Below are 23,524 nucleotides of genomic sequence, written 5' to 3' on the forward strand. Positions count from 1 at the left end.
ATCCGCGAAGGCGGCCGCACCGTCGGCGCCGGCATCGTCGCATCCATCATCGAGTGATTGAATGCGGAGCGGCGGGAAATCGCCGCTCCGTTTCTCAATATTCGGTTGACGAATCTCCGCTGGCATTGTATGTGCCGGCCACGAAGAAAACGGACGGTGTTATCGTCGCCCGTTTTTCGCTGCGTTGAGTCGATCTCGCGAAGATCGAGACCTGGCAGGTTTCTGAGAATAGCAAGTGACAGGGGCGCCCCCGCGGTGTCCCTGTGATTTTTGATAATCCGGGGCCGGCCAGTAATTGGTAATTCACTGTCTCTGCGTATGCGGGACGCAAGAAAACGAACAAGGACAAGTCGAATGAACGGCCAGAATATCCGCATCCGCCTGAAGGCGTTTGATCACCGGGTTCTCGATGCCTCCACGCGGGAGATTGTTTCGACCGCAAAGCGCACCGGTGCGAGCGTTCGCGGCCCGGTACCGCTTCCGACTCGCATTGAAAAATTTACTGTTAACCGTTCGCCTCACGTCGACAAGAAGAGCCGCGAACAGTTCGAGATGCGCACCCATAAGCGTCTTCTCGATATCGTTGATCCGACCCCGCAGACCGTTGACGCTCTGATGAAGCTCGACCTGGCTGCCGGCGTAGACGTCGAGATCAAGCTTTAAGAAGGAATTCCGGCGAGAGCCGAAATAACAAGGAAGGTACGTGGCAAGACCTGCCAACGACTTCTCGAAACGGGAAACCTGATGGTCCGGAAGGGCCTGAACGGAATCCTTAAACAAAGAGGCAAGGGAAGGGGCTTTCGGGCTCTGACTCGACTCTCAAGAGGAATGAACCAATGCGTTCAGGTGTGATTGCACAGAAAGTGGGAATGACCCGCGTCTACAACGACGCCGGCGAGCATATCCCGGTAACAGTTCTGCGGCTGGATAACGTACAGGTCGTTGCCCAGCGCACCGTCGAGAAGAACGGCTATACGGCCGTGCAGCTCGGCGCCGGTCAGGCGAAGGTCAAGAATACTTCGAAGGCCATGCGCGGCAACTTCGCTGCTGCCAGCGTTGAGCCGAAGGCGAAGCTCGTTGAGTTTCGCGTTTCGGAAGACAATCTGATCGATGTCGGCTCCCAGCTTACCGCAAGCCATTTTGCGGCTGGCCAGCTGGTTGACGTCACCGGCACGACGATCGGTAAGGGTTTTGCCGGTGCGATGAAGCGCCACAATTTCGGTGGTCTGCGCGCAACCCACGGCGTTTCGGTTTCGCACCGTTCGCACGGTTCGACCGGTAACAACCAGGATCCGGGTAAGGTCTGGAAGGGCAAGCGCATGGCTGGCCACATGGGCCAGACCCGCGTCACTACTCAGAATCTCGAAGTCGTTTCGACCGATGAAGATCGTGGTCTGATCCTTGTGAAGGGCGCTGTTCCCGGTTCGAAGGGTTCCTGGATCATCGTGCGCGACGCCGTGAAGTCGGCGAAGTAAGGAGCCAAACCAATGGAATTGAACGTCAAGACCCTCGAGGGCAAGGACGCCGGCAAGGTTTCTCTGTCGGATGCGATTTTCGGCCTTGAGCCGCGCGAAGACATCATTGCCCGTGTGATCCGTTGGCAGCTGGCAAACAAGCGCCAGGGCACCCACAAGATCAAGACCCGTGGCGAAGTCTCCCGCACCGGCTCCAAGATGTACAAGCAGAAGGGTACGGGCCGCGCTCGTCACCATTCGGCTCGCGCTCCGCAGTTCCGCGGCGGTGGTAAGGCTCATGGCCCGGTTGTCCGCAGCCATGCCCACGACCTGCCGAAGAAGGTTCGCGCTCTCGCTCTGCGTCACGCGCTCTCGGCCAAGCTGAAGTCTGAGGACCTCATCATCGTCGACCAGCTCGTCGCTGCTGAAGCCAAGACCAAGGCGCTGATCGGCAGCTTCGCTTCGCTCGGCCTCACCAATGCTCTCCTGATCGGCGGCGCCGAGATCGATGGCAATTTCAAGCTCGCTGCCGCAAACATCCCGAACGTCGATGTTCTGCCGGTTCAGGGCATCAACGTTTACGACATCCTGCGTCGCGGCAAGCTCGTGCTTTCCAAGGCTGCGGTTGAAGCTCTGGAGGAGCGGTTCAAATGACTGATCTTCGCCACTACGACGTGATCGTCTCTCCGTCGATCACTGAAAAGTCGACCCTGGTATCCGAACAGAACCAGGTCGTCTTCAACGTCGCCAAGGGTGCGACCAAGCCTGAAATTAAGGCTGCGGTCGAAGCGCTCTTCGGTGTCAAGGTCACCGCCGTGAACACGCTGCTGCGCAAGGGCAAGATCAAGCGTTTCCGCGGCTTCGCCGGCAAGCAGAAGGACGTCAAGAAGGCGATCGTAACGCTCGCCGAAGGTCAGTCCATCGACGTGTCGACGGGCGTCTGAGGTAGGGAACAAGAACATGGCATTGAAAAGTTTCAATCCGATCACTCCGAGCCAGCGTCAGCTCGTCATCGTCGACCGTTCGGGCCTTTACAAGGGCAAGCCGGTCAAGGCGCTGACGGAAGGTCTCTCGAAGAGCGGCGGCCGTAACAACCTCGGTCGCATCACTGCCCGCTTTATCGGCGGCGGTCACAAGCGCTCCTACCGTCTCGTTGACTTCAAGCGTCGCAAGTTCGATGTCGAAGGCACCGTTGAGCGTCTGGAATACGACCCGAACCGCACTGCCTTCATCGCGCTGGTCACCTATGCCGATGGCGAACAGGCCTACATCCTCGCTCCGCAGCGCCTCGCTGCCGGCGACAAGGTCATCGCCTCCGAAAAGGCCGTCGATGTGAAGCCCGGCAACACCATGCCGCTGCAGTACATCCCGGTCGGCTCGATCGTACACAACGTCGAGATGAAGCCGGGCAAGGGTGGTCAGATCGCCCGTTCGGCCGGTACCTACGTACAGCTCGTCGGCCGCGATGCCGGCATGGCGATCCTGCGCCTGAACTCGGGTGAACAGCGCCTCGTGCCGGGCTCCTGCCTGGCCACCGTCGGTGCCGTATCCAACCCGGATCACGCCAACATCAACGACGGCAAGGCCGGTCGTACCCGCTGGCGCGGCAAGACCCCGCATAACCGCGGCGTCGTCATGAACCCGGTCGACCACCCGCACGGCGGTGGTGAAGGCCGCACCTCCGGTGGCCGTCATCCGGTTTCCCCGTGGGGCAAGCCGACGAAGGGCAAGCGCACCCGTTCGAACAAGTCGACCGACAAGTTCATCATGCGCTCGCGCCACCTGAAGAAGAAGTAAGAGAGGTTAGTCAGAAATGGCTCGTTCAGTATGGAAAGGCCCGTTCGTCGACGGCTATCTTCTCAAGAAGGCTGAGAAGGTTCGTGAAGGCGGTCGCAACGAAGTAATCAAGATGTGGAGCCGTCGCTCCACCATCCTGCCGCAGTTCGTCGGTCTCACCTTCGGTGTCTACAACGGCAGCAAGCATGTTCCGGTCAGCGTCAACGAAGACATGGTCGGACACAAGTTCGGTGAATTCGCTCCCACCCGGACCTACTACGGTCACGGTGCGGACAAGAAGGCGAAGAGGAAGTAATCATGGGCAAGGCAAAAGCCGAACGCCGGCTGAAGGACAACGAGGCGCAGGCCGTTGCGCGCACGCTCCGCGTCAGCCCCCAGAAGCTCAACCTAGTTGCCGCGCTGATCCGCGGCAAGAAGGTCGACCGCGCTCTGGCCGATCTCGAATTCTCGCGCAAGCGCATCGCCGGCTCCGTCAAGAAGACGCTGGAATCGGCAATCGCAAACGCCGAGAACAACCACGACCTCGACGTTGACCAGCTCATCGTTGCGGAAGCCTATGTCGGCAAGTCGATCGTCATGAAGCGTTTCCACGCTCGTGGCCGCGGCCGCGCATCGCGCATCGAAAAGCCGTTCTCGCACCTCACCATCGTGGTGCGCGAAGTCGAAGCCAAAGGGGAGGCCGCATAATGGGTCAGAAAATCAATCCGATCGGTTTCCGTCTGGGCATCAACCGCACGTGGGACAGCCGCTGGTTCGCCGATAATGCCGAATACGGCAAGCTGCTTCACGAGGATCTGAAGATCCGCGCTTACCTGATGGAAGAGCTGAAGCAGGCCGGCATTGCCAAGGTGGTCATCGAGCGTCCGCACAAGAAGTGCCGCGTCACGATCCATTCGGCTCGTCCGGGTCTCATCATCGGCAAGAAGGGCGCAGACATCGAAAAGCTCCGCAAGAAGCTTTCCGAAATGACGAGCTCCGAAACGCACCTCAACATCGTTGAAGTGCGCAAGCCGGAAGTCGATGCAACCCTGGTTGCCCAGTCGATTGCCCAGCAGCTCGAGCGCCGTATCGCTTTCCGTCGTGCGATGAAGCGCGCCGTTCAGTCGGCCATGCGTCTTGGCGCCGAAGGCATCAAGATCACCTGCGCCGGCCGTCTCGGCGGTGCGGAAATCGCTCGTACCGAATGGTACCGCGAAGGCCGCGTTCCGCTGCACACGCTGCGTGCGGACATCGACTACGGTACGGCTGAAGCCGAAACCGCTTACGGTATCTGCGGCGTGAAGGTCTGGATCTTCAAGGGCGAAATCCTTGAGCACGATCCGATGGCTTCCGAGCGTCGTGCACTTGAGGGTGACGCGCAGGGTCCGGCAAGCCGTGAACGTGGCGAACGTCGCCGCGAGAACGCTTGATTGTCGCTGGCGAAAGATAAGTTCGGAGAAACAAGAAAATGTTGCAGCCAAAGCGTACAAAATACCGCAAGCAGTTCAAGGGCCGCATCAAGGGTGTTGCCAAGGGCGGTTTCGACCTGGCATTCGGTGAGTTCGGTCTTAAGTCTCTTGAGCCGAACCGCGTCAACGCTCGCGAAATCGAAGCTGCTCGTCGTGCAATCACGCGTTACATGAAGCGCGCCGGTCGCGTCTGGATCCGGGTATTCCCCGATGTTCCGGTAACGGCAAAGCCTACCGAAGTCCGTATGGGTAAGGGTAAGGGCTCCGTCGAATACTGGGCATGCAAGGTCAAGCCCGGCCGCATGATGTTCGAGATCGACGGTGTTTCCGAGGAGATCGCCCGCGAGGCGCTTCGTCTCGGCTCGGCCAAGCTCTCGGTCAAGACGCGCTTCGTACAGCGCATTGCAGAGTAAGGATCAAGCCCATGAAAGCCGCAGACGTTCGCGCCATGAGCGCCGATCAGTTGAATGACGAGCTTGCCAAGCTGAAGAAGGAGCAGTTCAACCTGCGCTTCCAGAAGGCGACCGGCCAGCTCGAGAAGTCGTCGCGAATCAACGAAGTCCGCAAGGATATCGCCCGCGTCAAAACCATCGCCCGCCAGAAGGCGGCAGAAGCCAAGGCCTAAGGACCAGAAGAACATGCCTAAACGCATTCTGCAGGGCGTTGTCGTCAGCGACAAGAACGAAAAGACTGTCGTTGTACGTGTCGAGCGCCGTTTTGCTCATCCGCTGCTTCAGAAGACCGTTCGCCGGTCGAAGAAGTACAAGGCGCACGACGAGAACAACCAGTACAAGGTAGGTGACGTGGTTTCCATCGAGGAATGCGCACCGATCTCCAAGGACAAGCGCTGGACGGTTATCGCCGCCCAGGCTTAATTTTCACAGAGTTTTGCGCGAGGGCTTGAACCTTGCGCAAAAACCTGTATGAAGCAGGCCATTGGCGCAGGAACGCTCCGGCAACGGGCGTTCTTTTGCTTTGAGCGCACGGAAGGTCCCTTGAGGGGAAACCACCCTGGCAACATCTTTCCGCGCGACAATCGAAATTTATCATAAGCCGGGATAGGGGGCCGTTGTGCCCAACCGTTCCGGTTACAACAAGAAGGCGACCTGACATGATTCAGATGCAGACTAACCTCGACGTGGCGGATAATTCCGGCGCACGTCGTGTCATGTGCATCAAGGTGCTGGGCGGCTCCAAGCGCAAGTACGCTTCGATCGGCGACATCATCGTCGTCTCGATCAAGGAAGCCATTCCGCGCGGCCGCGTCAAGAAGGGCGATGTAATGAAGGCGGTTGTTGTGCGTACCGCCAAGGACATCCGTCGTCCCGACGGCAGCGTCATCCGCTTCGATAACAACGCTGCCGTTCTTATCGACAACAAGAAAGAGCCGATCGGCACCCGTATCTTCGGACCGGTTCCGCGCGAACTTCGCGCCAAGAACCACATGAAGATCATCTCGCTGGCTCCGGAAGTTCTGTAAGGGAGCGACGACGATGCAAAAGATTCGTAAGGGCGACAAGGTCGTCGTACTGACCGGCAAGGACAAGGGTCGTTCCGGTGAAGTTATCCAGGTTATGCCGAAGGAAGGCCGTGCGGTCGTCCGTGGCATCAACGTCGTGAAGCGCCACCAGCGCCAGACGCAGAACCAGGAAGCCGGCATCATCAGCAAGGAAGCTTCGATTCATCTGTCGAACCTCGCGATTGCTGACAAGGACGGCAAGCCGACCCGCGTCGGTTTCAAGGTTGTCGATGGCAAGAAGGTTCGTGTGGCCAAGCGTTCGGGAGATGTGATCGATGGCTGAGGCAAAGTATGAGCCGCGGCTCAAGAAGGACTACGTTTCCCGGATTCGCGCCGCTATGCAGGAGAAGTTCTCCTACGCTAACGAGATGCAGATCCCGAAGCTGGAAAAGATCGTGATCAACATGGGTGTGGGCGAAGCCACCGGCGACTCGAAGAAGCCGACCGTTGCTGCCGCCGACCTGGCTGCCATTGCTGGTCAGAAGCCGGTCATCACCCGTGCGCGCAACTCCATCGCTGGCTTCAAGGTCCGCGAAGGCATGCCGATCGGTGCAAAGGTCACCCTGCGTGGCGCCCGGATGTATGAATTTCTGGATCGCCTGGTCAACATCGCGCTGCCGCGCGTTCGCGACTTCCGTGGCCTGAACCCGAAGAGCTTTGACGGCCGTGGCAACTTCGCCATGGGCATCAAGGAGCACATTGTGTTCCCTGAGATCAACTACGACAAGGTTGATCAGATGTGGGGCATGGACATCATCGTTTGCACGACGGCAAACACGGACGACGAAGCACGGGCTCTTCTGAAAGAGTTCAACTTCCCGTTCCGTCAGTAACCGTAACGACGAGCGTAGAAGAGGAACTTCGATATGGCGAAGACAAGCGCAGTTGAAAAGAACAAGCGCCGCCGCAAGACAGTTGCCCAGCAGGCCGCCAAGCGCGCCGCGCTGAAGGCAACGATCATGAACCAGTCTCTTCCGATTGAAGAGCGGTTCAAGGCAACCCTGAAGCTGGCAGACCTGCCGCGCGATGGCTCCAAGACCCGCATTCGCAACCGTTGCGAAGTGACCGGTCGTCCGCGTGCGTTCTACCGCAAGCTCAAGATGTCGCGTATCGCGCTTCGCGAGCTGGGCAACCTCGGCAAGGTGCCGGGCGTTGTGAAGTCGAGCTGGTAAGGAGACGGGCAAATGACGATGACTGATCCGTTGGGCGATATGCTCACCCGTATCCGTAACGGCGCCGCCCGCCGCAAGAGCTCGGTATCCACTCCGGCCTCCAAGCTGCGTGCACGCGTTCTCGATGTCCTGCAGGCCGAGGGTTATATCCGCGGCTACTCCCAGGTCGATTATGGCAATGGCAAGTCCGAGCTGCAGATCGAACTGAAGTACTACGAAGGTGCTTCGGTCATCCGCGAGATCGGCCGTGTCTCCAAGCCGGGCCGCCGGGTCTATGTCTCGGTGAAGTCCATCCCGCAGGTCGCGAACGGCCTCGGCATCACCATCCTTTCGACTCCGAAGGGTGTGATGGCCGATCACCAGGCTCGCGAACAGAACGTTGGTGGTGAGGTTCTCTGCTCCGTCTTCTAAGACAGGGCAGGGATCTCCAGAACGAACAGACAGGATTAAACAATGTCTCGTATCGGTAAGAAGCCCGTTCCGGTTCCTGCAGGGATCACGGCCACCGTTGATGGCCAGAAGGTTACTGCCAAGGGCCCGAAGGGCGAACTTTTCTTCGTCGCAAATGACGAGATCTCCGTGAAGCTCGAAGACAACGCCGTTGTCGTCCAGCCGCGCAACGCTACCAAGGATGCTCGTTCCAAGTGGGGCATGTCCCGCACCATGGTCGAGAACATCTTCAAGGGCGTCAAGGACGGTTACGAGCGCAAGCTCGAAATCAACGGCGTCGGTTACCGTGCCGCCATGCAGGGCAAGAACCTGCAGCTCGCGCTCGGCTTCAGCCACGACGTGGTTTATGAGCCGCCGGTCGGCATCACCATCGCCGTTCCGAAGCCGACGGAAATCGTGGTTTCCGGCATCAACAAGCAGCAGGTCGGTCAGGTCGCTGCCGAGATCCGCGAATATCGCGGCCCCGAGCCCTACAAGGGCAAGGGCGTCAAGTATGCCGAAGAGCGGATTGTCCGCAAAGAAGGCAAGAAGAAGTAAGGAACGCGCGAAATGGCAAGCAGGAAAGAAGCACTTGTACGTCGTGCCAATCGCGTACGGCGTCAGATCAAGGCGGTGGCCAATGGCCGTCCGCGTCTGTCGGTACATCGCTCGTCGAAGAACATCTACGCTCAGGTCATCGACGATGTCGCTGGTCGTACGCTCGCTGCCGCATCGACCCTCGATACGGATCTGCGTTCTTCGCTGAAGACCGGTGCGGACGTTGCAGCCGCAGCAGCCGTCGGCAAGCTCGTTGCAGAGCGCGCCGCCAAGGCTGGCGTCAAGGAAGTTGTATTCGACCGTGGCGCCTTCATCTATCACGGCCGTATCAAGGCCCTGGCGGAAGCAGCTCGCGAAGGCGGCCTGAACTTCTGATCTCGAATATCCGTCCGGGCCTGCCCGGACGGATTTCCGGCGTTTGCCGGTTTCCCGGATTTCGCTGCTGACCCCGGAAAAGGGGCAGGGCGGAATTTTTCGTAATCTGCCGATTGCACCCGGAAAAGAAAAAGGAAAAGGACAATGGCACAGGAAAAGCGTGGTTCTCGCGAAGATCGCCAGAACCGTGAAGAGCGTGACAGCGAGTTCGTCGACAAGCTGGTCGCTATCAATCGCGTCGCCAAGGTGGTGAAGGGCGGCCGTCGTTTCGGCTTTGCTGCTCTCGTCGTCGTCGGCGACCAGAAGGGTCGGGTCGGTTTCGGCCATGGCAAGGCACGCGAAGTGCCGGAAGCTATCCGCAAGGCGACTGAATCCGCCAAGCGCGACATGATCTTCGTACCGCTGCGCGACGGCCGTACGCTGCATCACGACGTCAACGGCCGCCACGGCGCCGGCAAGGTTCTGCTGCGCTCCGCCAAGGCCGGTACCGGTATCATCGCCGGCGGTCCGATGCGCGCCGTCTTCGAAACGCTCGGCATGCATGACGTTGTCGCCAAGTCGACCGGCTCGTCGAACCCTTACAACATGGTTCGCGCCACGTTCGACGCCCTGAAGCATCAGGTGCATCCGAAGGACATCGCAGCTCAGCGCGGCATCAAGTATGCAACGCTGCAGGCTCGCCGTGCCGCTTCCGGCAATGCCTCTGAAGAATAAGGAGAGCTGGAATCATGGCAAAGAAGTCTGAAGCCAAGAAGACGATCACGGTCGAGCAGATCGGTTCGCCCATTCGCCGTCCGGAAGTGCAGCGCAAGACGCTCATCGGTCTGGGCCTCAACAAGATGCACCGGGTCCGCACCCTGGAGGATACGCCTTCGGTTCGCGGCATGATCCGTGCTGTCCAGCATCTCGTTCGCGTCGTCGACGAGAAGTGAGACGGAGGAAGTCATCATGAAACTGAATGAAATCAAGGACAACGAAGGCGCCTCCAAGGACCGTATCCGCGTAGGTCGCGGTATCGGCTCCGGCAAGGGCAAGACCGGCGGCCGCGGCGTCAAGGGTCAGAAGGCTCGTTCGGGCGTTGCTGTCAACGGCTTCGAAGGCGGCCAGATGCCGATCTATCGTCGCCTGCCGAAGCGCGGCTTCAACAACATCTTCGCTTCTGAATACGTCACCGTTTCGCTCGGCCGTATCCAGACCGCGATCGATGCCGGCAAGCTCGACGCAAAGGCAACGGTCGACGCAGCTGCTCTCAAGGCAGCCGGCGTTATCCGTCGCCCGAAGGACGGCGTTCGCATCCTGTCCGACGGCGAACTGAAGGCAAAGCTTTCGATCGAAGTTGCCGGCGCCTCCAAGGCTGCCGTCGAGAAGATCGAAAAGGCCGGCGGCTCGATCAAGCTGCTCGCCGCTGCTGCGGAAACCGCTGAATAACTGACAGATCGATCGCCCGGGGTGCTTCACACCGGGCGATCTTGCTCGCATATGTGAGCCTCACTGCCCATGGGCGGGCTTTCGTCCGTCTTCCGGGACATTCTGGAAAACAAGGGTGAGGCATGCGATTGCACCGCAATCTCTCCCGCGCCCGGTTTTCTTTTAAAACAATTGGACGAATGACCTCCGGTCTGGCAAAGCTCAGCCGGATTTGGTTTTGCGGAGAATTTCATGGCTTCTGCAGCGGAACAATTGGCCTCGAACCTCAACTTCTCGACCTTCGCCAAGGCGGAGGATCTGAAGAAGCGCTTGTGGTTCACTCTGGCCGCCTTGCTGGTCTATCGCCTGGGCACCCATATTCCGCTGCCCGGCCTCAACCCGGAGGCCTATGCCGCCGCTTTCCAGGGACAGTCCGGAGGCATTCTCGGCCTGTTCAACATGTTTTCGGGCGGCGCCGTCGAGCGCATGGCGATCTTCGCCCTCGGCATCATGCCCTATATCTCGGCTTCGATCATCGTGCAGCTCATGACTTCGGTCGTTCCGGCGCTCGAGAACCTGAAGAAAGAGGGTGAGCAGGGCCGCAAGATCATCAACCAGTACACCCGTTACGGCACGGTGCTGCTCGGCACGCTGCAGGCCTATGGCATTGCGGTCGGCCTGGAAAGCGGCAACGGTCTCGTGATCGATCCGGGCTGGTTTTTCCGTATTTCGACCGTCATCACGCTGCTTGGCGGTACCATGTTTCTGATGTGGCTCGGCGAACAGATCACCTCGCGCGGCATCGGCAACGGCATTTCGCTGATTATTTTCGCAGGCATCGCCGCCGGTCTTCCGACCGCGCTTGCCCACACCCTCGACCTCGGCCGCACCGGCGCGCTGTCGACGGCACTGATTCTGACCGTTATCGTCGTTGCTATCGGCGTTATCGCCCTGATCGTCTTCGTCGAGCGTGCCCAGCGCCGGCTTCTGATCCAGTATCCGAAGCGCCAGGTGGGCAACCGCATGTTCCAGGGCGATACCTCGCACCTGCCGCTGAAGCTCAACACGTCGGGCGTTATCCCGGCGATCTTCGCGTCGTCGCTGCTGCTGCTGCCGGCCACCGCCGCGGGTTTTGCCGGAACCACCACGCTTCCGGCCTGGGCGACCTCCATCATTTCGGCGCTTGGCCACGGCCAGCCGCTCTACATGGTGCTCTACGCCGCGCTGATTGCCTTCTTTGCCTTCTTCTACACGGCGATCGTCTTCAGCCCGAAGGACACGGCCGACAATCTGAAGAAGCATGGCGGCTTCATTCCGGGCATTCGTCCGGGAGAGCGTACCGCCGAGTACATCGACTACGTGCTGACCCGTATCACGGTCATCGGCGCGATCTATCTCGTTTTCGTCTGCATCCTCCCCGAAATCCTGGTCTCCCAAACCGGTGTGCCATTATCCCTTGGTGGTACGTCGCTTTTGATTGTTGTCAGCGTCACCCTCGATACTGTAGCACAGATTCAGGGTCATCTGATCGCACAGCAGTATGAGGGCCTGATCAAGAAGTCGAAATTGCGTGGAGGAAAGAGGGGACGATGAGACTTATCCTTTTGGGTCCGCCGGGAGCGGGCAAGGGGACGCAGGCCCAGAGAATTGTTGAGAAGCATGGCATTCCGCAGCTGTCGACCGGCGACATGCTCCGTGCGGCTGTCAGCGCAGGCACGGAGGTGGGCAAGCGCGCGAAGGCCGTGATGGATGCCGGTAAGCTCGTTTCCGACGAGATCGTGATTGCCATCGTCTCCGAGCGAATCGATGCTCCGGACTGCGCGAACGGTTTCATCCTCGATGGCTTTCCGCGCACGCTCGTTCAGGCCGATGCGACCGAAAAGATGCTTTCCGACAAGGGGATCGATCTTTCGGCGGTCATCGAAATCCGTGTCGACGACGAGGTCCTCGCAGACCGAATCGCCGGTCGTTACACCTGTGCCAATTGCGGCACCGGCTATCACGACACGAATCTGAAGCCGAAGGTCGAGGGCGTGTGCGACAAGTGCGGTTCGACCCACTTCAAACGCCGTCCGGACGATAACCGGGATACGGTTCGTACCCGCCTGCAGGCCTATTACAAGGAAACCTCGCCGCTCATTGGCTACTACTATGCCAAGGGCAAGCTGCATTCCGTCGACGGCATGGGCGAGATCGACAACGTTACGGCGGATATAGAAGCCATCCTGGCCGGGCTCTGAACCCGGCGGGATACAAGAATTTTCACGGGGCCGGTTGCTTTTCGTCGCCGATTCCGTTAAACAGCGCGCCAACTCGCGACATTGAAGCGATCGGCGCGTTCTTCCATAGTGGAAGACCGGGTTCGATCGTTTTGACTTGTTGAGAACCTGATTTGTAATTGCGGCCGTGATTGGCCGTGTAACGAGACACCACTTGCCGGATGGCAACTGGAAGCAAGGAGAACAGGCGTGGCACGTATCGCTGGCGTCAACATCCCGACCGCGAAGCGCGTAGTAATTGCGCTCCGCTACATCCACGGGATCGGTCCGAAATTCGCGCAGGAAATCATCGAAAAGGTTGGTATTCCGGCCGACAAGCGCGTCCATCAGCTCACGGACGCCGAGGTTCTCGCGATCCGCGAAGCGATCGACCGTGACTATCAGGTCGAAGGCGATCTGCGTCGCGAAACCGCAATGAACATCAAGCGTCTGATGGACCTCGGCTGCTATCGCGGCCTGCGTCATCGTCGCGGTCTGCCGGTTCGCGGTCAGCGCACGCACACCAATGCCCGTACCCGCAAGGGTCCGGCCAAGGCGATCGCCGGTAAGAAGAAGTAAGTTTCCGGTTCTGTCCGGAGGGAAGGCTGGCGCGTCAGTGCCGGCCTTCTTTGAGTTTGGTAAGGGCTGTCGCTGGCCCTTCCTGGGTGTAGCCGCTGGTATTACGGCGGTGTCAAGATCAATGAAAGGGAAGTTATGGCCAAGGAAGCCACCCGCATTCGCCGTCGCGAACGCAAGAATATCTCGTCGGGCGTTGCCCACGTCAACTCGACGTTCAACAACACGATGATCACCATCACCGACGCACAGGGCAATGCCATTGCCTGGTCGTCGGCTGGCGCCAAGGGTTTCAAGGGTTCGCGCAAGTCGACCCCGTTTGCCGCCCAGATCGCTGCTGAAGACTGCGCCAAGAAGGCTCAGGAACACGGCATGAAGTCTCTCGAAGTGGAAGTTTGCGGTCCGGGTTCCGGTCGTGAATCCGCTCTCCGCGCCCTCCAGGCTGCCGGCTTCATGATCACCTCGATCCGTGACGTGACCCCGATCCCGCACAATGGCTGCCGTCCGCGCAAGAAGCGCCGCGTCTGATCATCGTTAATCACACCGATGAGCGCAGGGGCGCTCCTCTCGGTGCTTCTAAAGCTCGGTCGCCACGATTGGATGGTGGCGACGAACGGAAGGTAAAGTCATGATCCAGAAGAATTGGCAGGAACTGATTAAGCCGAACAAGGTGGAGTTCACCTCGTCGGGCCGCACCAAGGCGACGCTCGTCGCCGAACCGCTGGAACGCGGCTTCGGTCTGACCCTCGGCAACGCGCTCCGTCGCGTTCTTTTGTCGTCGCTTCGCGGTGCGGCCGTCACGGCTGTCCAGATCGACGGCGTGCTGCATGAGTTCTCGTCGATCCCGGGCGTCCGGGAAGACGTGACCGACATCGTGCTCAACATCAAGGAAATCGCCATCAAGATGGATGGCGACGACGCAAAGCGCATGGTCGTGCGCAAGCAGGGTCCGGGCGTTGTCACCGCCGGCGATATCCAGACGGTCGGCGACATCGAGATCCTGAACCCCGCTCATGTGATCTGCACCCTCGATGAGGGCGCCGAGATCCGCATGGAGTTCACGGTCAACAACGGCAAGGGCTACGTCCCGGCCGAGCGTAACCGCGCGGAAGATGCTCCGATCGGCCTTATCCCGGTCGACAGCCTCTACTCGCCGGTCAAGAAGGTGTCCTACAAGGTGGAAAACACCCGCGAAGGACAGGTTCTCGACTACGACAAGCTGACGATGACCATCGAAACCGATGGTTCTGTCACCGGTGAAGATGCGGTCGCTTTTGCTGCCCGTATCCTTCAGGACCAGCTGTCGGTCTTCGTCAACTTCGACGAACCGCAGAAGGAAGTCGAAGAAGAATCGGTCACCGAACTTGCGTTCAACCCGGCCCTCCTCAAGAAGGTCGACGAACTCGAGCTTTCGGTCCGTTCGGCAAACTGCCTGAAGAACGACAACATCGTCTATATCGGCGACCTCATTCAGAAGACGGAAGCAGAAATGCTCCGCACTCCGAACTTCGGTCGCAAGTCGCTGAACGAGATCAAGGAAGTTCTCGCTTCCATGGGCCTGCACCTCGGCATGGAAGTGCCGGCATGGCCGCCCGAGAACATCGAAGATCTCGCCAAGCGCTACGAAGACCAGTACTAAGCGTCAGAAAAAGGCAGGTTCACCTCTGCCTTTCCAGTCAAACTGCAGGCGAATGCCTGTATGTGTCAGGAAACGGCAGGGCCGCTCGAAGTGCGAAGCGAAGCCTGCATTAAAGGAGAATAGCAATGCGCCACCAGAAAGCCGGTCGCAAGCTGAACCGTACCGCCAGCCATCGCAAGGCGATGTTCGCCAACATGGCTGCTTCGCTCATCACCCATGAGCAGATCGTCACCACGCTTCCGAAGGCGAAGGAAATTCGTCCGATCGTCGAGAAGCTCGTCACCCTCGGCAAGCGCGGCGACCTGCACGCTCGTCGTCAGGCCATCTCGCAGATCCGCGATCAGGATGCCGTCAAGAAGCTCTTCGACGCCATCGCTTCGCGTTATGCCAACCGCAACGGCGGCTACCTGCGTATCATGAAGGCCGGCTTCCGCCAGGGCGACAACGCCGCTCTGGCCGTCATCGAATTCGTCGAGCGCGACGTCAATGCCAAGGGCGCAGCCGACAAGGCTCGCGTCGCCGCTGAAGCCGACGCTGCCGAAGCCGCATAAGGTTCTTCCCGCAAGGGAATGAATGAAAAAGCCGGGTGGGCGATCACCCGGCTTTTTGCGTTACCGTTGCTCCGCCGAGCGACGATTATTTCGCCTGTTGCGGGGGCTCGCCATTTGCCGGAGACCATCCTGGTTGCGAAGACTGCAGGAAACTCACAGCCAGAAGCGGTTGTGAGCATCCGTCGGTTACAACAAGGTAGAAATTGAAAAAGCGGACGCACATGCAGATTGAGATTACTTTAGCCGAGCACAGCGACATCGATCCCTGGATGTTGCTGGCTGAGCAGGTGACTCCACTGTTCGGTCCGATGCCCCACTTCGAAGCAATCCTCTTACGAAAGATCGCGCAGAAACAGGCATATTGCGCTCGGATAGGCGCAAACATCACGACGTTGATCGGCGGCGTTTTGATCGGTGGCGCGGGCCGAGAGCACTGGATACGATGGCTGGCAGTCTCGTCGGAGTACAGAAGGCTTGGTGTTGGCCGGATGCTGGTGGAGAAGGCTATTTCTGTCATCCCTGCGAACTCGTCTATCTATGTGGACACCTTCGTAGGAGGAAGCGCCGAAGCGGATGCAGCCAACCGCTTCTACCAAACTTGCGGCTTCGCACCGACGGAAGTCTGTCAAATGAATGATTTACCTCGCCAGCGATATATGCGGCCACCTTCCGTCTACGTGTGAGACGAACAACGGTTACGTCGAGGCAGAAGGTGGGGATAAACCGCAACCTCGTCGCTTGTTGTCGTGCGCTGTCGCCCCGTTTTCATCGGAAATGCTCCGGCGCATCGCGGCTTGACGGGCCGGTTCAGCCGCCGCCTGCGGCTCTTGCCAGGAGAAAGGCTCTTTCCTGTTCGTTTCCCGAGAGTGCTGCCGCCCGTTCGAAGGCGGCCTTCGCCTCCGGCCTTCTGCCGACTCGCTGCAGAAAATCCCCTCTTGCCGCATGCAGCGGAGCATAATCCTTGAGCGCCGGCTCGCTTTCCAGTTCGGCCAGAAGGACGAGCCCGGTCTCCGCTCCAAAGGCCATGGAATGGGCAATTGCCCGGTTGAGGCCGACGACGGGCGATGGCCAGGCATTGAGCAGCCGGTCGTACAGCGTGGCGATCCGCATCCAGTCGGTGTCCTCGTAGCGCGCCGCGCGGGCATGGCAGGCGGCCACCGCCGCCTGAAGCGCATAGACGCCGTTTGCGCCGCCGAGATGTTCCGCCCGTTCCAGGCTTGCCAGCCCGCGATGCAGCAGCAACCGGTCCCAGCGTGCGCGATTCTGGCGGGTGAGGGGGACCGGCATGCCATCGGCACCGATGCGAGCCGGCAGACGCGAAGCCTGGATCTCCATAAGCGCCAGCAGGCCATGCGCTTCCGGCTCGTCCGGCGCCAGCGCTGCGAGAATGCGGCCGAGCCGCATGGCCTCATGGGAAAGCTGCGGCCGGATGGCGTCCTCGCCGCTACTGGCCGCATAACCCTCGTTGAAGATGAGGTAGACCACCTCCAGGACGGAGGCGAGCCTCGATTCCCGCTGTTCGCCGCGCGGCACTTCATAGGCGATGCCGGCATTGCCCAGCGCCTTCTTTGCGCGGACGATGCGCTGGGCGATCGTCTGTTCGCTGGAAAGAAAAGCCCGGGCGATCTCACCCGTAGTCAGCCCGCCTATCAGCCGCAGCGTCAGGGCCACCCGGGCATCGGTGGAAAGCGCTGGATGGCAGGCGGTGAAGATGAGGCTCAGGCGCTCATCGCCTATGTCGTCGTCCATCTTCGCTTCGATCTCCCCGAACGCGTCAAAGCGTTCCTCCTCCAGATCGCGGCCGATCTCCGCATGCTTGCGGTCGATCATCCTTCGCCGGCGCAACTGATCGATGCCGCGCCGTTTGGCGGCCGCCATCAGCCAGGCGCCGGGATTGGCCGGAATTCCGTTCTTCGGCCAGTCGGAAAGCGCGCTGACCAGGGCATCCTGCGCCAGCTCCTCCGCGAGCCCCACGTCACGCAGCATCCGGGCGAGCCCGGCGATCAGCCGGGCGCGCTCCATGCGGTAGACGGTCTCGATCGTTCTGTGGGTGTCCGAAGCCTCCATCGGCCGCGATTATGGAGGCGGTCCCGTATCAGTCAAGGAAAGGTCGCTCGTCAGGTCGTCGGCTTTTCGCCGGATGCGACCGCCGGGTCCATCCAGAAGACCTCCCAGACATAGCCATCCGGATCCTCAATGCTGCGGCTGTACATGAAGCCGTGGTCCTGAAGGGGATTGGGGTCGGCCCTGCCTCCGGCGGAAGCGGCGCGATCGACTGTGGAATCCACATCCGCGCGGCTGTCGACGTTGATGGCCAGCAATGTCTGGGTTTCGCGGCGCGCGTCGCCGATCGGCCGGCTGGTGAACTGGCCGTAGCGCTCATGCGTGAGCAGCATCACCCCTATGGCCTCCGACAGAAGCAGGCAATTGGATTGCTCGTCGGAGAATTGCGGGTTCATCGTGCCGCCGAGCGCGATATAGAACTCCCGCGATGCCGCCAGGTTTCTGACCGGCAGATTGACGAAGATCATCCTTGTCATGGTTTTCCTCCTTCCCGTGTCGGGGTCAGTTTTTCTGGCCGTCCTGCTGCGCGAGCTTCGCGCCGGTGCGTTCATGCAGTTCCATGACCTCGGGCGTCAACGCATCGGCAAAGTCGGAAAGCTCATAGACGGGGCGGATTTCGATTTCGCTCGGGCCGGGCATCGGGTTCGGGCAGCGTTTCACCCATTCCACCGCCTCGTCCATGTCCTTGACCTCCCAGAGCCAGTAGCCGGCGACCAGTTCCCGCGTCTCGGCAAAAGGCCCGTCGATCACCCGGCGGCTTGCCCCGTCGAAGGCGACCCTCTTTCCCTTGGATGAGGGCTTCAATCCATCGCCCCCGAGCATGATACCGGCATTGACCAGTTCCTCGTTGAACTTGCCCATCGCCTCGCCGAGCTCGTTCGTGGGCATGATGCCCGCTTCGCTGTCTTCCGTGGCCTTTACGAATACAACTACACGCATTGCTCATTCTCCTCTTTATGAACCTGCGCACCGGGTTTCGATCGGGTGCGTGATTTTACGACGAACGAAAGACGCCCGAATCGACAAGGGCATGAATTTTTCCTCGCCATGCCTCCAAACAACGGGTCACAGCCGCCGCGGCTTTCCACGGCAATGCTCGCACGGCCCGGGAAGGCGCGTGTTTCGGTTCTGGAGCGCTCCCTTCCTGGGTCGGCAAAAGGCACATCACGCAGATGTGAACACTGGAAGTTGAACGGACTGTTCAACTTTAGTAGCGATTTTAGCGCTGTGAACTTGACCTGAGTCAAGCGTTTTTCGCCCGCCGGACCTACCCTCCAATCATTGCAACGCGCAAATTGTGAGGCATGAAATGTCCATTGAAGTCTTTGATAATTCGAAAGAAAGACTGCTCATCCCGGCTTTGGGGCCGTTCTATGACAAGGTTGCCCAGCCCATGGCCTGGAGCATATTCCGGCTGGCGGTCGGCGGCATGCTTGTCATCGAAGGATGGCCGAAGATCACTGCGCCGCTGGCGCAGGTCGGTTTCGTCGAAAATCTCGGTTTCTACCCCGGTTGGCTGTGGTCGCCCTTCCTTGCGATCCTCCAATTCTTCGGCGGCATGTTCATCGTCCTCGGCCTTTTCACCCGTCCGATCGCTCTCGCAAACGGCGTCATGCTGGCGATCACCCTGCTGTATCATTTCACGCATCCCTACGGAGACGCCTTCCTGACCCAGGCCGGCATCGATGCGCTGAAGGCCGGCAGTGAGTTCTTTACTCCGGAGGCCAAGGTCAGGCTGATCGACGGTGGTGCGAAATTCCTGCATCAGGTTCAGGGCAAGGCCGAACTTGCCTCGCTTTTCTGGACGGGCGGCGTCTTCCTCGCCGCGGCCTTCGGCGGCGGCTATCTCTCGCTCGACCGGTTGTTCAGGAAGCAGTTTTGATCTGCCCGCGGGCGAATGCAGGAGAGCAGGGGCCGGCGTTCGCGCCGGCCTTTCGATGTTCAGGTGCCAGCGGAGCGCTGTGGTCGCATGACTGCACCCTTTCTGCCGCGCTTCCAGTCCAGGATGCGCCGCCGGACCAACCGGTAGGCGAGCAGCAGCGTTACCGCGCCGAGATAGAAGGCGGGTTCGGCCGTTATGGCTTTCAGCGAAAGCGAATAATGCAGAACGGCGGCCGCGGCGACCGCGTAGACGAGCTTGTGCAGCGTGTTCCAGCGGCTCCCCAGCCGGCGGATCGACCATTTGTTCGAGGTCAGCGCCAGCGGGACGAGCATCAGCAGTGCCGCCATGCCGAGCATGATATAAGGTCGTTTGGCGATGTCGCCGAAGATCGAGGAAAGGATCAGTCCCCGGTCGAGCGTCAGGTAGACGGTGAAGTGGGCGAGCACATAGTAGAAGGCGAGAAGCCCCAATGCACGCCTGTAGCTAATTAGGTTAATGCCTAACAGGTCGCGAACGGGCGTGACGAGCAGGCCGAGACAGAGGAAGCGCAGGGCCCATAGACCGAGCATATGCTCGAAGGCGCGCACCGGATCGGCCCCGAGCCCGCCATAGATGCCGAGATAGAAGGCATAAAGGCCGGGAACGAGCCCGATGACATAGAGCGCCCAGATGGAGGCCGGTTTCAGCCGTGCGGAAAGTGCCGACGTTGCCATCTCAATAGAATTTCGTCAGGTCCATGCCGGAATAGAGGCCTGCGACCTCGTCGGCATATCCGTTGAAGGGCAGGGTGTTGATCCGTGCGCCGCCGAACAGGCCCTCGGCTTCGCCGATGCGCCGCTCCGTCGCCTGGCTCCAGCGTGGATGGTCGACCGCCGGGTTCACATTGGCGTAGAAACCGTATTCGTTTGGTGCCGCAATGTTCCATGTGCAGGGCGGCTGCTTTTCGGTGAGGGTGATCTTCACGATCGACTTGATGCCTTTGAAGCCGTATTTCCACGGAACCACCAGCCTGATCGGCGCGCCGTTCTGGTTCGGCAGCGTCTCGCCGTAAAGCCCTGTCGCGAGAATGGCCAGCGGATGGCGCGCCTCGTCGAGACGAAGCCCGTCGACATACGGCCAGGGCAGGGACTGGAAGAAGCCGCTCTGGCCGGGCATTTCCTCCGGCCGGACGACGGTCTCGAAGGCGACGTACTTGGCGCTGCCGAGCGGTTCCACGCGATCCAGCAGCGCGGAAAGCGGAAAGCCGATCCAGGGGATCACCATCGACCATGCCTCCACGCAGCGCATCCGGTAGATGCGCTCCTCCATGGTAAAGTCTTTCATGATGGTTTCGATGTCGATCGTCTGCGGCTTTGCGACCAGTCCGCCGATGTCGATTGTCCAGGGGCGAGGCTTGAAACGGCCGGAATTGGCGGCCGGATCGGCCTTGCCGGTGCCGAATTCGTAGAAGTTGTTATAGGTCGTGGCGTCCTGCTTGGTCGTCAGCTTCTCGCTCAGGGTATAGGGCCCCGGTTTGGCGGAAAGCGCGGCGGCATAGGCCTGAGGCGCGGAGCCGAGCGCCAGCCCGGCCGCCGCCGCCCCGAGAAAGGAGCGCCGGTTCAGGTAGAGCGCCTGCGGGGTGATTTCGTTGCCTGCAATGTGTGGCGGACGGTAGCGTGACATGGTGCGGGTCCTTCGTTTTGACCATCGGCTTTCATTTTACCAATACGCGGCATTGCAGAGCAGAGTTTCAGGCCGGTGAAAATAATCCCGCCCGCCACTTTTTCGTGTTTGCGCCGTGAGCCGGGCGGAGCAAGGACGGCCGCAGCCCGCAATATTCTTTGGGATGTTTCACCAGCTCCAGCTCTGGCCCGCGCTGGCGCGGCATGGCCACTGCACGATGGCGATGCCGACGCGCCGCACGGAGTTCGGAACATTGAGGCAGAGATTGCTCTTCATATTGGCGAGCGAGTAACCGTTGCTGGATGGCGCGATGCGCCAAAGCTGGTTGGTCGTGTCGTCGCAGTTCGACTGAACGGTCGGAGTGCCGTTCGCACGGCTGCCGCCGCGCACGTCGAGGCAGAGATTGCTCTTCTTGTTGACGATGCGATAGCCGCCATCGGCCTGCTCGATACGCCAGGCCCGGCTGTCGCCATCCTTGCATTCCGACTGCACGACGCCTGCGCCGGCTTCCTGGCTTTCGTCCATGACGTCGAGGCACAATCCGCTCGCGCCGTTCTTGATGGAAACCGGATCCTTCGGGAGATCCTCGGCGAGTGCGGCGCCTGCGCCAAGGATGGCGGCGAGGCAGAGGGCAATCGGTTTCTTGATGTTTGTCATGTCGATAACTTCTCCGGGCAAAGGATTTTTGATAACATGAATATCGGGAGGCCACGCTCCGTATGCTGGCGGATGCAGGCAGATGAAACGTGTGCGTCGACGTCTGCCGACAACCGTACCACTTTTTCGGCTTGTGATAGTGTCGATCTGCGGGAAATCGGCTAGAAGTGACGCCCAAACTCCTGCCGGTGGCAGTTTTTCATAGAAGCAAGCAAGAGATCACAAGATGCCAGCCTATCGTTCGAGAACCACGACCCATGGCCGCAACATGGCCGGTGCGCGCGGCCTTTGGCGCGCCACGGGCATGAAGGACAGCGATTTCGGCAAGCCGATCATTGCCGTGGTGAATTCGTTCACCCAGTTCGTTCCCGGTCACGTGCACCTGAAGGATCTCGGTCAGCTCGTCGCCCGCGAAATCGAGGCGGCTGGCGGCGTCGCCAAGGAATTCAATACCATCGCGGTCGACGATGGCATCGCCATGGGGCATGACGGCATGCTCTATTCGCTGCCCTCGCGTGAACTCATTGCCGATTCCGTCGAATACATGGTCAATGCCCATTGCGCCGACGCCATGGTCTGCATCTCCAACTGCGACAAGATCACGCCCGGCATGCTGATGGCGGCGCTGCGTCTCAACATCCCGGCCGTCTTCGTCTCCGGCGGCCCGATGGAAGCCGGCAAGGTCGTCCTGCATGGCAAGAAGCATGCGCTCGACCTGGTCGATGCCATGGTTGCCGCCGCCGACGACAAGGTGTCGGACGAGGACGTTCAGGCAATCGAGCGCTCGGCCTGCCCGACCTGCGGTTCCTGCTCGGGCATGTTCACCGCCAATTCCATGAACTGTCTGACCGAAGCGCTCGGTCTCTCGCTGCCGGGCAACGGCTCGACGCTTGCCACTCATGGCGACCGCAAGCGGCTGTTCGTCGAGGCCGGCCATCTGATCGTCGATCTCGCGCGTCGCTATTACGAGCAGGACGATGCGACGGCCCTGCCGCGCACCATTGCGTCCAAGGCCGCTTTCGAGAACGCCATGGCGCTCGACATCGCCATGGGCGGTTCCACTAATACCGTCCTGCATATCCTCGCTGCCGCCCACGAAGCTGACGTCGATTTCACCATGGACGATATCGACCGGCTCTCCCGCAAGGTTCCCTGCCTGTCGAAGGTCGCACCCGCCAAGAGCGACGTTCACATGGAAGACGTGCATCGTGCCGGCGGTATCATGCGCATCCTCGGCGAACTTGACCGCGGCAATCTCATCAATCGCGACTGCCCGACGGTGCACGCCACGACGCTGGGCGATGCCATCGACCGCTGGGATATCACCCGCACCAATTCGGAGGCCGTCCGCGAGTTCTTCAAGGCGGCGCCGGGCGGTATTCCGACCCAGACGGCTTTCTCTCAGAACGCCCGCTGGGACGATCTGGACATCGACGGCGAAAAGGGCGTCATCCGTTCGGTGGAGCATCCCTTCTCCAAGGATGGCGGTCTCGCAGTGCTGAGGGGCAATATTGCGCTCGATGGCTGCATCGTGAAGACGGCCGGCGTCGACGAGTCGATCCTGAAGTTCACCGGCCCGGCCGTCGTGTTCGAAAGCCAGGACGCCGCCGTCAAGGGCATCCTCAACAACGAGGTCAAGGCCGGCGACGTCGTCGTCATCCGCTACGAAGGCCCGAAGGGCGGCCCCGGCATGCAGGAAATGCTCTATCCGACGAGCTATCTGAAGTCCAAGGGCCTCGGCAAGGAATGTGCGCTGATTACCGACGGCCGCTTCTCCGGCGGCACCTCGGGTCTCTCCATCGGTCACGTCTCGCCGGAAGCCGCAAACGGCGGCACCATCGGTCTGGTGCGCCAGGGCGATACCATCGAGATCGATATCCCCAACCGCACGATCAAGCTGCTGGTGGCCGAAGACGAGCTGGCAGCCCGCCGCGCCGCCCAGGACAAGGCCGGTTGGAAGCCGGAACATCCCCGCAAGCGCAATGTCACCACTGCGCTCAAGGCCTATGCTGCCTTTGCAAGCTCGGCCGACAAGGGTGCCGTGCGCATTCTGCCGGAATAACGCCGGCTCGAGGC

At 60.3% G+C, this 23,524-nt stretch carries 36 protein-coding genes; 30 read left to right on the forward strand and 6 right to left on the reverse strand.

Annotation, left to right across the window (positions count from 1 at the left end; genetic code table 11):
• The first annotated feature begins 354 nt into the window (after positions 1-354).
• The 28 genes from rpsJ (at position 355) to J5N58_RS06440 (ending at position 15,866) form a co-directional block, all read left to right on the forward strand.
• Positions 355-663 (forward strand): 30S ribosomal protein S10, encoded by a 309-nt coding sequence (gene rpsJ, locus J5N58_RS06305; protein WP_006728688.1) that lies wholly within the window; start codon positions 355-357, stop codon positions 661-663.
• 173 nt (positions 664-836) lie between these two features.
• Positions 837-1,475 carry a 50S ribosomal protein L3 gene (rplC, locus tag J5N58_RS06310; RefSeq protein WP_112830283.1) on the forward strand — a complete coding sequence of 213 codons (639 nt, stop codon included), beginning with the start codon at positions 837-839 and terminating at the stop codon, positions 1,473-1,475.
• 12 nt (positions 1,476-1,487) lie between these two features.
• Positions 1,488-2,108 carry a 50S ribosomal protein L4 gene (gene rplD / locus J5N58_RS06315; RefSeq protein WP_112830282.1) on the forward strand — a complete coding sequence of 207 codons (621 nt, stop codon included), beginning with the start codon at positions 1,488-1,490 and terminating at the stop codon, positions 2,106-2,108.
• Positions 2,105-2,398 carry a 50S ribosomal protein L23 gene (locus tag J5N58_RS06320; RefSeq protein ID WP_112830281.1) on the forward strand — a complete coding sequence of 98 codons (294 nt, stop codon included), beginning with the start codon at positions 2,105-2,107 and terminating at the stop codon, positions 2,396-2,398. Before rplD ends, J5N58_RS06320 begins: the two co-directional genes overlap by 4 nt.
• A 16-nt stretch (positions 2,399-2,414) precedes the next feature.
• Positions 2,415-3,251 carry a 50S ribosomal protein L2 gene (gene rplB, locus J5N58_RS06325; protein ID WP_112830280.1) on the forward strand — a complete coding sequence of 279 codons (837 nt, stop codon included), beginning with the start codon at positions 2,415-2,417 and terminating at the stop codon, positions 3,249-3,251.
• Positions 3,252-3,267: 16 nt separating this feature from the next.
• A complete protein-coding gene (gene rpsS, locus J5N58_RS06330; protein ID WP_112830279.1) occupies positions 3,268-3,546 on the forward strand; it encodes a 30S ribosomal protein S19 in 279 nt (92 codons plus the stop codon).
• A gap of 2 nt (positions 3,547-3,548) precedes the next feature.
• Positions 3,549-3,938, forward strand: a complete 390-nt coding sequence (gene rplV, locus J5N58_RS06335; protein WP_112830278.1) for a 50S ribosomal protein L22 — start codon at positions 3,549-3,551, stop codon at positions 3,936-3,938.
• Positions 3,938-4,660 carry a 30S ribosomal protein S3 gene (gene rpsC / locus J5N58_RS06340; protein WP_099057561.1) on the forward strand — a complete coding sequence of 241 codons (723 nt, stop codon included), beginning with the start codon at positions 3,938-3,940 and terminating at the stop codon, positions 4,658-4,660. Before rplV ends, rpsC begins: the two co-directional genes overlap by 1 nt.
• 38 nt (positions 4,661-4,698) lie before the next feature.
• Positions 4,699-5,112, forward strand: coding sequence for a 50S ribosomal protein L16 (gene rplP / locus J5N58_RS06345; protein ID WP_009109534.1), 414 nt, complete (start codon positions 4,699-4,701; stop codon positions 5,110-5,112).
• Between the two features lie 11 nt (positions 5,113-5,123).
• Positions 5,124-5,324, forward strand: coding sequence for a 50S ribosomal protein L29 (rpmC, locus tag J5N58_RS06350; RefSeq protein ID WP_099057562.1), 201 nt, complete (start codon positions 5,124-5,126; stop codon positions 5,322-5,324).
• Positions 5,325-5,337: 13 nt separating this feature from the next.
• Complete coding sequence (rpsQ, locus tag J5N58_RS06355) at positions 5,338-5,574, forward strand: 30S ribosomal protein S17 (protein WP_046792687.1); 237 nt, start codon at positions 5,338-5,340, stop codon at positions 5,572-5,574.
• Positions 5,575-5,810: 236 nt separating this feature from the next.
• Positions 5,811-6,179, forward strand: coding sequence for a 50S ribosomal protein L14 (rplN, locus tag J5N58_RS06360; protein WP_007770138.1), 369 nt, complete (start codon positions 5,811-5,813; stop codon positions 6,177-6,179).
• A 13-nt stretch (positions 6,180-6,192) separates the two neighbouring features.
• On the forward strand, positions 6,193-6,501 hold the full coding sequence (rplX, locus tag J5N58_RS06365; RefSeq protein ID WP_244710134.1) for a 50S ribosomal protein L24: 309 nt from the start codon (positions 6,193-6,195) through the stop codon (positions 6,499-6,501).
• Positions 6,494-7,051, forward strand: coding sequence for a 50S ribosomal protein L5 (rplE, locus tag J5N58_RS06370; protein ID WP_112830276.1), 558 nt, complete (start codon positions 6,494-6,496; stop codon positions 7,049-7,051). Before rplX ends, rplE begins: the two co-directional genes overlap by 8 nt.
• A 33-nt stretch (positions 7,052-7,084) precedes the next feature.
• Positions 7,085-7,390 (forward strand): 30S ribosomal protein S14, encoded by a 306-nt coding sequence (gene rpsN / locus J5N58_RS06375; protein WP_112830275.1) that lies wholly within the window; start codon positions 7,085-7,087, stop codon positions 7,388-7,390.
• A gap of 12 nt (positions 7,391-7,402) precedes the next feature.
• Positions 7,403-7,801 carry a 30S ribosomal protein S8 gene (gene rpsH, locus J5N58_RS06380; protein ID WP_112830274.1) on the forward strand — a complete coding sequence of 133 codons (399 nt, stop codon included), beginning with the start codon at positions 7,403-7,405 and terminating at the stop codon, positions 7,799-7,801.
• Between the two features lie 42 nt (positions 7,802-7,843).
• Positions 7,844-8,377 carry a 50S ribosomal protein L6 gene (gene rplF / locus J5N58_RS06385; protein WP_112830273.1) on the forward strand — a complete coding sequence of 178 codons (534 nt, stop codon included), beginning with the start codon at positions 7,844-7,846 and terminating at the stop codon, positions 8,375-8,377.
• 12 nt (positions 8,378-8,389) lie between these two features.
• Positions 8,390-8,752, forward strand: a complete 363-nt coding sequence (gene rplR, locus J5N58_RS06390; protein ID WP_112830272.1) for a 50S ribosomal protein L18 — start codon at positions 8,390-8,392, stop codon at positions 8,750-8,752.
• Positions 8,753-8,896: 144 nt separating this feature from the next.
• Positions 8,897-9,466, forward strand: coding sequence for a 30S ribosomal protein S5 (gene rpsE / locus J5N58_RS06395; protein ID WP_112830271.1), 570 nt, complete (start codon positions 8,897-8,899; stop codon positions 9,464-9,466).
• A 14-nt stretch (positions 9,467-9,480) separates the two neighbouring features.
• Complete coding sequence (gene rpmD, locus J5N58_RS06400) at positions 9,481-9,684, forward strand: 50S ribosomal protein L30 (protein WP_112830270.1); 204 nt, start codon at positions 9,481-9,483, stop codon at positions 9,682-9,684.
• 16 nt (positions 9,685-9,700) lie between these two features.
• Positions 9,701-10,180, forward strand: a complete 480-nt coding sequence (rplO, locus tag J5N58_RS06405) for a 50S ribosomal protein L15 (RefSeq protein WP_112830269.1) — start codon at positions 9,701-9,703, stop codon at positions 10,178-10,180.
• Between the two features lie 231 nt (positions 10,181-10,411).
• Positions 10,412-11,752 (forward strand): preprotein translocase subunit SecY, encoded by a 1,341-nt coding sequence (gene secY, locus J5N58_RS06410; RefSeq protein WP_112830268.1) that lies wholly within the window; start codon positions 10,412-10,414, stop codon positions 11,750-11,752.
• A complete protein-coding gene (locus tag J5N58_RS06415) occupies positions 11,749-12,399 on the forward strand; it encodes an adenylate kinase (protein ID WP_112830267.1) in 651 nt (216 codons plus the stop codon). The genes secY and J5N58_RS06415 overlap by 4 nt, the downstream gene beginning before the upstream one ends.
• Positions 12,400-12,627: 228 nt before the next feature.
• Entirely contained in the window at positions 12,628-12,996 is a 369-nt protein-coding gene (gene rpsM / locus J5N58_RS06420; protein WP_112830266.1) for a 30S ribosomal protein S13, read from the forward strand.
• A gap of 135 nt (positions 12,997-13,131) precedes the next feature.
• Positions 13,132-13,521, forward strand: coding sequence for a 30S ribosomal protein S11 (rpsK, locus tag J5N58_RS06425; RefSeq protein ID WP_007598338.1), 390 nt, complete (start codon positions 13,132-13,134; stop codon positions 13,519-13,521).
• Between the two features lie 100 nt (positions 13,522-13,621).
• The gene (locus J5N58_RS06430) at positions 13,622-14,632 is read left to right on the forward strand and encodes a DNA-directed RNA polymerase subunit alpha (protein ID WP_112830265.1); all 1,011 of its coding nucleotides are present in this window, start codon (positions 13,622-13,624) and stop codon (positions 14,630-14,632) included.
• Between the two features lie 125 nt (positions 14,633-14,757).
• Positions 14,758-15,183 carry a 50S ribosomal protein L17 gene (rplQ, locus tag J5N58_RS06435; protein ID WP_112830264.1) on the forward strand — a complete coding sequence of 142 codons (426 nt, stop codon included), beginning with the start codon at positions 14,758-14,760 and terminating at the stop codon, positions 15,181-15,183.
• A gap of 221 nt (positions 15,184-15,404) precedes the next feature.
• On the forward strand, positions 15,405-15,866 hold the full coding sequence (locus tag J5N58_RS06440; protein WP_244710136.1) for a GNAT family N-acetyltransferase: 462 nt from the start codon (positions 15,405-15,407) through the stop codon (positions 15,864-15,866).
• Positions 15,867-15,990: 124 nt separating this feature from the next.
• On the opposite strand, the gene J5N58_RS06445 is transcribed toward J5N58_RS06440, so the two are convergent.
• Genes J5N58_RS06445 through J5N58_RS06455 form a run of 3 tightly spaced genes read right to left on the reverse strand, consistent with a single transcriptional unit; the run spans position 15,991 to position 18,186 of the window.
• Entirely contained in the window at positions 15,991-17,250 is a 1,260-nt protein-coding gene (locus tag J5N58_RS06445; protein ID WP_244710139.1) for an RNA polymerase sigma factor, read from the reverse strand.
• Between the two features lie 50 nt (positions 17,251-17,300).
• On the reverse strand, positions 17,301-17,723 hold the full coding sequence (locus J5N58_RS06450) for a VOC family protein (protein WP_244710141.1): 423 nt from the start codon (positions 17,721-17,723) through the stop codon (positions 17,301-17,303).
• Positions 17,724-17,748: 25 nt separating this feature from the next.
• The gene (locus tag J5N58_RS06455) at positions 17,749-18,186 is read right to left on the reverse strand and encodes a YciI family protein (RefSeq protein ID WP_113426788.1); all 438 of its coding nucleotides are present in this window, start codon (positions 18,184-18,186) and stop codon (positions 17,749-17,751) included.
• A 370-nt stretch (positions 18,187-18,556) separates the two neighbouring features.
• Here J5N58_RS06455 and J5N58_RS06460 point away from each other — a divergent pair, with 370 nt between their 5' ends.
• Positions 18,557-19,129 (forward strand): DoxX family protein, encoded by a 573-nt coding sequence (locus J5N58_RS06460; RefSeq protein ID WP_113426787.1) that lies wholly within the window; start codon positions 18,557-18,559, stop codon positions 19,127-19,129.
• Between the two features lie 59 nt (positions 19,130-19,188).
• Here J5N58_RS06460 and msrQ read toward each other — a convergent pair whose 3' ends face one another.
• The 3 genes from msrQ to J5N58_RS06475 form a co-directional block, all read right to left on the reverse strand.
• Positions 19,189-19,842, reverse strand: coding sequence for a protein-methionine-sulfoxide reductase heme-binding subunit MsrQ (msrQ, locus tag J5N58_RS06465; RefSeq protein WP_113426786.1), 654 nt, complete (start codon positions 19,840-19,842; stop codon positions 19,189-19,191).
• A 1-nt stretch (position 19,843) separates the two neighbouring features.
• Positions 19,844-20,791: a protein-methionine-sulfoxide reductase catalytic subunit MsrP gene (gene msrP / locus J5N58_RS06470; protein WP_113426785.1), complete on the reverse strand. Its 948-nt coding sequence runs from the start codon at positions 20,789-20,791 to the stop codon at positions 19,844-19,846.
• 168 nt (positions 20,792-20,959) lie between these two features.
• On the reverse strand, positions 20,960-21,448 hold the full coding sequence (locus J5N58_RS06475) for an RICIN domain-containing protein (RefSeq protein WP_244710144.1): 489 nt from the start codon (positions 21,446-21,448) through the stop codon (positions 20,960-20,962).
• A 226-nt stretch (positions 21,449-21,674) separates the two neighbouring features.
• On the opposite strand from J5N58_RS06475, the gene ilvD reads away from it, so the two are divergent.
• Complete coding sequence (gene ilvD, locus J5N58_RS06480; RefSeq protein ID WP_113442883.1) at positions 21,675-23,510, forward strand: dihydroxy-acid dehydratase; 1,836 nt, start codon at positions 21,675-21,677, stop codon at positions 23,508-23,510.
• The last annotated feature ends 14 nt before the right edge of the window (positions 23,511-23,524 follow it).

It is taken from the genome of Paenirhizobium cremeum (assembly GCF_022884085.1).
Taxonomy (GTDB): domain Bacteria; phylum Pseudomonadota; class Alphaproteobacteria; order Rhizobiales; family Rhizobiaceae; genus Allorhizobium; species Allorhizobium cremeum.

Excerpts from the sequence above, each read along its gene's own strand:
- J5N58_RS06460 (WP_113426787.1), top strand. The coding sequence starts at position 18,557 with ATGTCCATTGAAGTCTTTGATAATTCGAAAGAAAGACTGCTCATCCCG.
- rpsE (WP_112830271.1), top strand. The coding sequence starts at position 8,897 with ATGGCACAGGAAAAGCGTGGTTCTCGCGAAGATCGCCAGAACCGTGAA.
- rplF (WP_112830273.1), top strand. The coding sequence starts at position 7,844 with ATGTCTCGTATCGGTAAGAAGCCCGTTCCGGTTCCTGCAGGGATCACG.
- J5N58_RS06450 (WP_244710141.1), bottom strand. The coding sequence starts at position 17,723 with ATGACAAGGATGATCTTCGTCAATCTGCCGGTCAGAAACCTGGCGGCA.
- secY (WP_112830268.1), top strand. The coding sequence starts at position 10,412 with ATGGCTTCTGCAGCGGAACAATTGGCCTCGAACCTCAACTTCTCGACC.
- rplQ (WP_112830264.1), top strand. The coding sequence starts at position 14,758 with ATGCGCCACCAGAAAGCCGGTCGCAAGCTGAACCGTACCGCCAGCCAT.
- rplP (WP_009109534.1), top strand. The coding sequence starts at position 4,699 with ATGTTGCAGCCAAAGCGTACAAAATACCGCAAGCAGTTCAAGGGCCGC.
- rpsJ (WP_006728688.1), top strand. The coding sequence starts at position 355 with ATGAACGGCCAGAATATCCGCATCCGCCTGAAGGCGTTTGATCACCGG.
- msrQ (WP_113426786.1), bottom strand. The coding sequence starts at position 19,842 with ATGGCAACGTCGGCACTTTCCGCACGGCTGAAACCGGCCTCCATCTGG.
- rplN (WP_007770138.1), top strand. The coding sequence starts at position 5,811 with ATGATTCAGATGCAGACTAACCTCGACGTGGCGGATAATTCCGGCGCA.
- J5N58_RS06440 (WP_244710136.1), top strand. The coding sequence starts at position 15,405 with ATGCAGATTGAGATTACTTTAGCCGAGCACAGCGACATCGATCCCTGG.
- rpmD (WP_112830270.1), top strand. The coding sequence starts at position 9,481 with ATGGCAAAGAAGTCTGAAGCCAAGAAGACGATCACGGTCGAGCAGATC.
- rplR (WP_112830272.1), top strand. The coding sequence starts at position 8,390 with ATGGCAAGCAGGAAAGAAGCACTTGTACGTCGTGCCAATCGCGTACGG.
- ilvD (WP_113442883.1), top strand. The coding sequence starts at position 21,675 with ATGCCAGCCTATCGTTCGAGAACCACGACCCATGGCCGCAACATGGCC.
- rpmC (WP_099057562.1), top strand. The coding sequence starts at position 5,124 with ATGAAAGCCGCAGACGTTCGCGCCATGAGCGCCGATCAGTTGAATGAC.
- rpsQ (WP_046792687.1), top strand. The coding sequence starts at position 5,338 with ATGCCTAAACGCATTCTGCAGGGCGTTGTCGTCAGCGACAAGAACGAA.
- rplX (WP_244710134.1), top strand. The coding sequence starts at position 6,193 with ATGCAAAAGATTCGTAAGGGCGACAAGGTCGTCGTACTGACCGGCAAG.
- J5N58_RS06445 (WP_244710139.1), bottom strand. The coding sequence starts at position 17,250 with ATGGAGGCTTCGGACACCCACAGAACGATCGAGACCGTCTACCGCATG.
- rpsH (WP_112830274.1), top strand. The coding sequence starts at position 7,403 with ATGACGATGACTGATCCGTTGGGCGATATGCTCACCCGTATCCGTAAC.
- rpsN (WP_112830275.1), top strand. The coding sequence starts at position 7,085 with ATGGCGAAGACAAGCGCAGTTGAAAAGAACAAGCGCCGCCGCAAGACA.
- rpsS (WP_112830279.1), top strand. The coding sequence starts at position 3,268 with ATGGCTCGTTCAGTATGGAAAGGCCCGTTCGTCGACGGCTATCTTCTC.
- J5N58_RS06415 (WP_112830267.1), top strand. The coding sequence starts at position 11,749 with ATGAGACTTATCCTTTTGGGTCCGCCGGGAGCGGGCAAGGGGACGCAG.
- msrP (WP_113426785.1), bottom strand. The coding sequence starts at position 20,791 with ATGTCACGCTACCGTCCGCCACACATTGCAGGCAACGAAATCACCCCG.
- rpsK (WP_007598338.1), top strand. The coding sequence starts at position 13,132 with ATGGCCAAGGAAGCCACCCGCATTCGCCGTCGCGAACGCAAGAATATC.
- J5N58_RS06320 (WP_112830281.1), top strand. The coding sequence starts at position 2,105 with ATGACTGATCTTCGCCACTACGACGTGATCGTCTCTCCGTCGATCACT.
- rpsC (WP_099057561.1), top strand. The coding sequence starts at position 3,938 with ATGGGTCAGAAAATCAATCCGATCGGTTTCCGTCTGGGCATCAACCGC.
- J5N58_RS06475 (WP_244710144.1), bottom strand. The coding sequence starts at position 21,448 with ATGACAAACATCAAGAAACCGATTGCCCTCTGCCTCGCCGCCATCCTT.
- J5N58_RS06430 (WP_112830265.1), top strand. The coding sequence starts at position 13,622 with ATGATCCAGAAGAATTGGCAGGAACTGATTAAGCCGAACAAGGTGGAG.
- J5N58_RS06455 (WP_113426788.1), bottom strand. The coding sequence starts at position 18,186 with ATGCGTGTAGTTGTATTCGTAAAGGCCACGGAAGACAGCGAAGCGGGC.
- rplE (WP_112830276.1), top strand. The coding sequence starts at position 6,494 with ATGGCTGAGGCAAAGTATGAGCCGCGGCTCAAGAAGGACTACGTTTCC.
- rplB (WP_112830280.1), top strand. The coding sequence starts at position 2,415 with ATGGCATTGAAAAGTTTCAATCCGATCACTCCGAGCCAGCGTCAGCTC.
- rplC (WP_112830283.1), top strand. The coding sequence starts at position 837 with ATGCGTTCAGGTGTGATTGCACAGAAAGTGGGAATGACCCGCGTCTAC.
- rplO (WP_112830269.1), top strand. The coding sequence starts at position 9,701 with ATGAAACTGAATGAAATCAAGGACAACGAAGGCGCCTCCAAGGACCGT.
- rplD (WP_112830282.1), top strand. The coding sequence starts at position 1,488 with ATGGAATTGAACGTCAAGACCCTCGAGGGCAAGGACGCCGGCAAGGTT.
- rplV (WP_112830278.1), top strand. The coding sequence starts at position 3,549 with ATGGGCAAGGCAAAAGCCGAACGCCGGCTGAAGGACAACGAGGCGCAG.